This window comes from Streptomyces acidicola, from assembly GCF_009377235.1.
In the GTDB taxonomy this organism is placed as follows: domain Bacteria; phylum Actinomycetota; class Actinomycetes; order Streptomycetales; family Streptomycetaceae; genus Streptomyces; species Streptomyces acidicola.
The window spans coordinates 39,856-47,808 of the sequence record NZ_VMNX01000045.1 but is presented as its reverse complement, the minus strand read 5'-3'; the positions used below and the strand labels follow the sequence as shown (position 1 = coordinate 47,808).

General features: G+C 70.0%; 5 protein-coding genes. 4 read left to right on the top strand and 1 reads right to left on the bottom strand.

The genetic code is table 11. The features are described 5' to 3' along the window. Positions 1-34 precede the first annotated feature (34 nt). Complete coding sequence (locus tag FPZ41_RS15055; protein WP_322620250.1) at positions 35-2,137, top strand: PQQ-dependent sugar dehydrogenase; 2,103 nt, start codon at positions 35-37, stop codon at positions 2,135-2,137. A 60-nt stretch (positions 2,138-2,197) separates the two neighbouring features. Here FPZ41_RS15055 and FPZ41_RS15050 read toward each other — a convergent pair whose 3' ends face one another. Then, positions 2,198-3,817, bottom strand: coding sequence for a class I adenylate-forming enzyme family protein (locus FPZ41_RS15050; RefSeq protein ID WP_152862867.1), 1,620 nt, complete (start codon positions 3,815-3,817; stop codon positions 2,198-2,200). A 345-nt stretch (positions 3,818-4,162) separates the two neighbouring features. On the opposite strand from FPZ41_RS15050, the gene FPZ41_RS15040 reads away from it, so the two are divergent. The 3 genes from FPZ41_RS15040 (at position 4,163) to FPZ41_RS15030 (ending at position 7,906) form a co-directional block, all read left to right on the top strand. Beyond that, on the top strand, positions 4,163-5,305 hold the full coding sequence (locus FPZ41_RS15040) for a GDSL-type esterase/lipase family protein (protein WP_152862865.1): 1,143 nt from the start codon (positions 4,163-4,165) through the stop codon (positions 5,303-5,305). 35 nt (positions 5,306-5,340) lie between these two features. Next, positions 5,341-6,972 carry a cellulase family glycosylhydrolase gene (locus tag FPZ41_RS15035; protein WP_152862863.1) on the top strand — a complete coding sequence of 544 codons (1,632 nt, stop codon included), beginning with the start codon at positions 5,341-5,343 and terminating at the stop codon, positions 6,970-6,972. A gap of 61 nt (positions 6,973-7,033) precedes the next feature. Continuing rightward, positions 7,034-7,906, top strand: coding sequence for an LLM class flavin-dependent oxidoreductase (locus FPZ41_RS15030; RefSeq protein WP_152862861.1), 873 nt, complete (start codon positions 7,034-7,036; stop codon positions 7,904-7,906). The last annotated feature ends 47 nt before the right edge of the window (positions 7,907-7,953 follow it).

The window sequence follows — 7,953 nt, the reverse complement described above, 5'->3', positions numbered from 1 at the left end:
CGCCACCCCTCCGCGTCACGAAGGAGTGTCACCCGTGCCCGCATCCCCCTGCGTGAGACCGAGAGCCCTCTTACTGGCGCCTCTCGTCGTCCTCGCCCTGCTGCTGTCGGCCCTCGTCGCCCTCCCCGGCACGGCGTACGCGGCCGGCGACCCCGTCACCGACCCCATACCCGAGCGGCCCGCCGTCTCCGGGATCGGGCTGACCGTCGAGGAGTACGCCGCCTTCCCGAAGACCGAGCCGTCACCCGGCCCGGTCACCGATCCACGGCTCGTACGGCAGGCCCGCATCAACTACCTGAGCGAACTCCCCGACCGGTCGGGCCGGATGGCCGTCCCCGACCTCAACGGCAAGCTGTACCTGGTCGAGGACGGCACGCCGCGTGTCTACCTCGACGTCGCCGCCGCCTTCGCCCCGCGGTTCTTCGCCAGCCAGGGCATGGGCCAGGGCTTCGGGTTCGTCACCTTCGACCCCGGCTTCCGGCGCAACGGCCGCTTCTACACCGTCCACACCGAACTGGCCTCCGCCACCACCGCGGTACCCGATTTCCGGCAGACCGCCACGACGAAGTACCACGGCGTCATCACCGAGTGGACCGCCGACGACCCTGCGGCCGACAGCTTCCGGGGCACCCGTCGCGAGGTCCTGCGCATCGGCTTCGCGGGCACGATCCACGGCATCCAGCAGATCGACTTCAACCCCACGGCCCGGCCCGACAGCCCCGACCGAGGCCTGCTCTACGTCGCCGTCGGCGACGGCGGCGAGGGCGTGCGGAACACGGAGCCCCAGGACCTCGCCCTGCCGCACGGCAAGATCCTGCGCATCGACCCACGGGGCACCGACAGCGCCAACGGCAAGTACGGCATCCCGGCCGGGAACCCGTTCACCTCCACTCCCGGCGCGTTGGGCGAGATCTACGCGTACGGCATGCGCGACCCGCACCGCTTCAGCTGGGACCCGAGCGGCAGCCACCGCATGTACCTCGGTCACATCGGCGAGCACGCCGTGGAGTCCGTCTACGAGGTACGCGCGGGCGACAACCTCGGCTGGAGCGAACGCGAAGGAGCCTTCGTCTTCGACAGGACACCCGCCAACCCCTGCGAGCGGCTCCTCACGCTCCCCGAGGACGACGAGCGGTACGGCTACACGTATCCCGTCGCCGCCTACGACCACGATCCGCCCGCTGACTGGAACTGCCGCTCCGATGTCGGCCGGGCCATCGTCGGCGGCTTCGTCTACCGCGGCCGTGACCTGCCCGAGCTGCGCGGCACGTACATCTTCGGAGACCTCGTCGACGGACGTCTGCTGTTCGCGGACACCAAGGACATGCGGCGCGGCAGCAAGGATCTCGCCCAGCTGTACGAGCTCATGCTGTACGACGAGAGCGGCAAGCGCGTCACGATGCGGGATCTGGCCGGGGACAGCCGGGTGGACCTGCGCTTCGGGCGGGACGCCGACGGCGAGCTGTATCTGCTGTCCAAGGCCAACGGGAAGATCTGGAAGGTCACCGGCACCCGCACGTTCGCCTCCTGCGACACCGACGGCTCCCGGCTCACCCATGTCATGGACGGTGCGAACTGGGCGCCGGTCACCCCGGCCAAGTGGCGGTTCCCGGGCCGCGAGGCCGTACTCGCCGAGGCAGGAGTCCAACGCCCGGGGCCGCGCCGCCCGTTCGAGTACGCCGTGCTGACGGCGGGCCGGGAGTACGGCGACGTACGGATCGACGCGGAGGTTCGGATCGACACCCCCGTCGAGATCACCAATCGGGACGTGATCATCGTCTTCGACTACCAGTCGGACACAAGGTTCTCGTACGTCCATCTGTCCTCGGACAACACCATCTACCCGCACAACGGCGTGTTCGTCGTCAACGATGCCGACCGGGTGCGGATCGAGGACCAGTGGAACGGCAGGACGGGCGCACCACCCGCCATCGACGACACCGACTGGCACAGGGTGCGGGTGGTGCGCTGTGCGAGCAGCGGCGAGATCGCGGTCTACGTCGACGGCTCGAAGCGTCCGCTGATGACCGCTGTCGACACCACCCTCGCCTCCGGCAGGGTGGGCTTCGGATCATTCGACAACACAGGAAGGCTGCGGAGCCTGAAGGTCTCGTCTCCCGAAAGACCGCGTGAGTGATGATTAATCACCCGTCGATGTAGTCGATGTATTCGTGGTGCACCCGCCAAAGATGGTTCGTCAGATGCCTGGTTCGATCAGATCGCCATCGATGATGCGCTGGAGCAGGACGAACTTCTGGGTCTTGCCCATGGCGTTGACGGGGATGTCATCGGCCACGTACCAGTGGCGTGGTGTCTTGTGGGGAGCCAGGGCGGTGCGCATGTGGTCGTGGAGTTCGGCGGCGGTGGGTGGGCGGCCGGGATCGGCGGGACGGACCACGGCGGCGATCTGTTCGCCCCACTCCGGGTCGGGGATGCCGAGCACGACGGCCTGCCGGACGAGCGGATGGGCGGCGAGCGCGGTCTCGATCTCCGCGGGGTAGATGTTCTCGCCCCCGCGGATGATCAGGTCCTTGAGACGGCCGGTGATGGTCACGAAGCCGCGTTCGTCCATGCTGCCCAGGTCGCCGGTGTGCAACCAGCCGTCCGGGTCGACGGTCCGGGCGGTGGCGACGGGGAGGTCGTGATAGCCGAGCATGACCTGGTATCCGCGGGCGCAGATCTCCCCCGGTTCACCCGGTGGCACGATGTCCGTGCCGCCGGGCGCGACGACCTTGACCTCGACCTGCCACAGCGGCCGGCCGGTCGTGTACCGCTTGTCGTGCGCACTGTCATCGGGGCTGGTCTGGGCGATGACGGGGCTGAGTTCCGTCTGCCCGTAGACGGTGGAGAACCGGGCTCCGAACCTGCGCTCGGCCTCCTCGATGAGCGCCGGGGGGACCACGTCGCCACCGGACACCAGGACCTCGCAGGCCTGGAGGTCGTAGGAGCCGAAGCCGGGGTGGGCGAGGAGGGCGGCGTGCATCACCGGCACGCCGGCGAACAGGGTGGCCCGCCACTTCTGTAAGGCGTCCAGGGCGAGTTGGGGGTCGAAGAGCTGCTGCAGCACCAGGGTGCCCCTGTTCAGGGCGGTGCCCAGCACGGTCAGCCCGCAGCCGGCGGTGTGGAACAGCGGCAGCGCGCTCGCCCATACGCCGCCCTCGGGGAACCGGGCGCGGGCCGCGACGAAGGCGGCGTTGGTCACGAGCCCACGATGGTGCAGCAACGCTCCCTTGGGCACTCCGGTGGTGCCGGAGGTGTACTGGATCTGCGCCGGGGCTCCGGCATCGACCGGCGACAGCGGCCCCGGTGGGGTGCGGCGGACATCGTCGAGCCATCCGGTGAAGGAGATCTGCTCGCGCAGCACGGGAAGACGCGGTCGCAGGCGGTCCGCCGTCGCGGCCATGTCCGCACCCCGGAAGGAGTCGGTCAGGAGCAGCCCGGAGGCCCGCGACTGCGACAGCACGTGCTGCAACTCGGCTTCGCGCAGGGCCGGGTTGACGGTCACCAGGACCAGTCCGGCCAGCGCCGCGCCGTACTGGAGCACGACCCATTCGGGGAGGTTGGGCGCCCATACGGCGATGTGCTCGCCCGGCGCGAAGCGCGCGGCCAGCCAGGACGCGGCTCGTTCGGCGTCGGTGAGCAGCCGCGCATAGGTCCAGGTACGGTCGGTGCGGTCCGCTCCGGACAACGAGGCGCCGGGCGGGGCGACTTCGGCGAGTGCCACACGGTCCGGTACGGCGGCGGCCGCCTGGCGCAGCACATCGCCCGCGGTCAGATCCAGCACCGGGCGGGAGGTGTCGGTGGGCCAATGTGACATTTTCAGCGATGGTGTCACGACGGTCAGCCCTCCACGAGGTTGGCCGGAGTGGGATCGGGCCACCGCTGTCGGGGATCCAGTGGCCCTCCGGCGAGTGCCGGGTGATGCCGTCGAACAGCGTCGCCAGGATCTGCGCGCCGTGCAACCCCATGGTGCCCGTACGCCTGATGGATCATCAGTTTCCGCAGGGCGAGCCGGTTCACGCCCCTGCCGGTCGGCGGCGAGGCCGCGCTGGGTACGGCCGCCGCACTCCGTTGACGACCCGCCTTGGGCCTTGACGTGTAAATGACAAGGTGGCTTGATGGCTCATGGGAGCGCTCCCACCTTACGAGGGAAGGGACCATCATGCGCAGCACCCGCCACTCACCACCACGGAACCCCTCCGTGCGGATCATTCCGGTTCTCGGCCTCCTGGCCGCCCTGCTCCTGGCCATCGGGGGACCGCTCGCGCCCCGCGCCACAGCCGCCGCGGACCCCACGGCGAGGGCCGTACGCATCATGCCGCTGGGCGACTCGATCACCGGCTCGCCGGGCTGCTGGCGGGCGGTGCTGTGGAACCGGCTGCAGAGCTCCGGCTACACGGACATCGACTTCGTCGGCACCCTCGGCCCCCAGGGTTGCGGACAGCCGCACGACGGGGACAACGAGGGCCACGGCGGCGAGTTGGTCACCAACGTGGCGGATCAGAACCTCCTGCCGGGTCGACTGGCCGCCACCCTGCCGGACATCGTTGTCATGCACTTCGGCACGAACGACGTCTGGAGTGCCATCGCACCCGACCGCATTCTCGCCGCCTACTCCAAGCTCGTGGAGCAGATGCGGGCCTCCAACCCGGACATGAAGATCCTCGTCGCGCAGCTCATCCCGATGAACCCCGGCAGTTGCACGGCGTGCGCCCAGCGCGTTGTCGACTTAAACGCCCGGATCCCCGACTGGGCCCGGACGACGAGCACCGACCGCTCCCCCGTGACCGTGGTCGACCAGTGGACGGGCTTCAGCACCGCCACGGACACCTACGACGGCGTACACCCCAACGCCTCCGGCGACGACAAGATCGCCGCCCGCTGGTACCCGGCCCTGACCGCGCTGCTCGACACAGGTACCCCAGGGGACCCCGGTGATCCTGACGACCCGGGCGATCCCGGTGACCCGGGCGGCGGTCAGCCCTCCTGCTCCGCGTCGTTCCGGGCCCCGTCCGTCTGGCAGGGCGGCTACCAGGGTGAGGTGACGGTGACCAACACGTCCACGTCCCCCGTCTCAGGCTGGACCGTGACCGTCGCACCGGCCGACGGCGCCCGCCTCACCCAGATCTGGGGAGGCACCCTCACAACGACGACCGACGGCACGGCCGCCGTCACCAATGAGGCATGGAACGGCACCCTCGCTCCCGGCGCGAGCGCCACCTTCGGCTTCATCGCCAGCGCCCCGGCAACGGCCGGCGCCCCGTCGGCGACTGTGACTTGTACGGCGCACACCGCTTCTTCCTGACGCACCGTCACCCCATCTCACCCTTGGGAGCCGCCATGAGATCCCGCACCCGCACCGCCCCACGAGTGGCCGCCGTCGTGGCCGCCCTCCTGAGCCTGCTCGTCCCCTTGCTCTCCCTCGCCACGCCTGCCCAGGCAGCGGCCACCGGCCTCCACATCAGCAACGGCCGTCTGCTGGAAGGCAACGGCAACGATTTCGTCATGCGGGGCGTCAACCACGCCCACACCTGGTATCCGAACCAGACGCAGTCGCTGGCCGACGTCAAGGCGCTGGGCGCCAACACCGTGCGGGTGGTTCTCGCCGACGGCCATCGCTGGACCGCGAACAGCGCCTCGGACGTGGCGAACGTCATCTCCCAGTGCAAGGCCAACCGGCTCATCTGCGTCCTGGAGGTGCACGACACCACCGGCTACGGCGAGGATGCCGCGGCCGGGACCCTCGACCAGGCGGCCGAGTACTGGATCGGTCTGAAGAGCGTGCTCGCGGGCCAGGAGAACTACGTCGTCATCAACATCGGCAACGAGCCCTGGGGCAACACCAATCCCGAGGGCTGGACCGATCCCACCATCGCCGCGATCAAGAAGCTGCGGAACGCCGGCTTCGAGCACACGATCATGGTGGACGCTCCCAACTGGGGCCAGGACTGGCAGGGCGTCATGCGCGCCAACGCCCAGTCCGTCTATGCCGCCGACACCACCGGCAACCTGATCTTCTCGATCCACATGTACAGCGTCTACGACACCGCGGCGGAGATCACCGACTACCTGAACGCCTTCGTCAACGCGAAACTCCCGATCCTCATCGGTGAGTTCGGCGGCCCGGCCGACCAGTGGGGCGACCCGGACGAGGACACCATGATGGCTGCCGCGCAGCAGTTGAGGCTCGGCTACCTGGCCTGGTCCTGGAGCGGCAACACCGACCCGATCCTCGACCTCGCGGTCAACTTCAATCCCAACCAGCTCAGTTCGTGGGGCCGGCGCGTGTTCAACGGTGCCAACGGCATCGCCGCCACCTCGAAGGAAGCCAGCATCTACGCCTCGGGCGGCGGCGACACCACTCCCCCGACCGCTCCCGGGACACCGACCGCCTCCGCCGTGACCTCCTCGTCCGTCAGGCTGACCTGGGCCGCCGCCACCGACGCGGTCGGCGTCACGGGCTACGACGTGGTCCGCGTCAACGGCGGGAACGAGACCGCGGCCACCAGCACGGCCGCCACCTCCACCACCGTCACCGGCCTCGCCCCGTCCACCTCCTACGCCTTCGCCGTCTACGCCCGCGACGCCGCCGGCAACCGCTCACCACGCTCCGGCACCGTGACGGTCACCACCGCCTCCGGCGGATCCTCGGCGGCCTGCGGCGTCGGCTACCGGGTGACCAACGAGTGGTCCGGCGGATTCCAGGGCGAGATCGTCATCCGCAACGCCGGCAGCACGGCGATCGACGGCTGGACCCTCCGCTGGACCTTCCCCGACAGCCAGCGCATCACCAACCTGTGGGGCGGCACCGCGACGCAGAGCGGCGCCGAGGTCAGCGTCGCCTCCGCCTCGTACACCGCGACGATCCCCGCGGCGGGCTCGGTCACCGTCGGCTTCACGGCCACCCGCGCGACCGCCAACCCCAGCCCCGGCGCCTTCACCCTCAACGGCTCCGTCTGCTCACTGACCTGACCCCGGCCACCGCCGCCTGACACCATTGATCACTCGCCTGGGCGGACATAGATTTCCGTGCATGACGAGGATTCGGATCGGTGTGATGTACGACCGTGACTGGGCTCCGGAGGGGTTGCCCGGGTTCGCACGCGAGGTCGAGGCACTCGGAGCGGACGACCTCTGGGTGGTCGAGGACCTCGGGTGGCCCGGAGGGGTGTCAGCCGCGTCCGTCGCGCTCGGAGCGACGGAACGCCTGCGGGTCGGCATCGGGATCATGCCCGCGCCGCTGCGGAGTCCGGCATTGCTGGCGATGGAGGTGGCGACGCTGGCACGGGTGTTCCCGGGTCGGCTCGTGGCCGGGATCGGGCACGGGGTGCAGGAATGGATGGCGTCGGTCGGCGTCGCGGCGCGGTCGCCCCTCGCTCTGCTGGAGGAGACCATCACCTCCGTGCGCGCCTTGCTGCGTGGGGGGCGCGTCGAAATGGACGGGCGGGAAGTACGCCTGGACGGTGTCGAGTTGGTGCATCCGCCCGCGGAGCCGCCGCCGCTGGTCGCGGGTGTCGTGCGGCCCCGCTCGCTGGAGCTGTCCGGGCGGGTCGCCGACGGCACACTGATCGCCGAGGGGCACGGGCCGCGTGACCTGGAGAGCGCTCGGGCACTGATCGACAAGGGCGGAGCCACTGCCGACCACACGCTGACGGTGTTCGCCTTCTGTTGCGTGGGCGACGACGCCGACCAGGTGACGCAGGCGCTACGGCCTCAGGTCGAGGGCCAGAGTGCCTGGCTCGGCCGCCCGGCCGAGCAGGTGTTCACCGTGTCCGGCACAGCCGTGGAGGCTGCCGGACAGGTCCGCGAACTGGCGGAGGCCGGTGCGGACACGGTCGTGTTGCGGATGGCCGGACCCGAGCCGGTCCGGCAACTGGGAACGATCCTGAAGGCTCTGGGACGCTAGGGCTGCAGTTGCGGTGTGCGCTCCGCATGAGCGGTGCGCTCACCGCC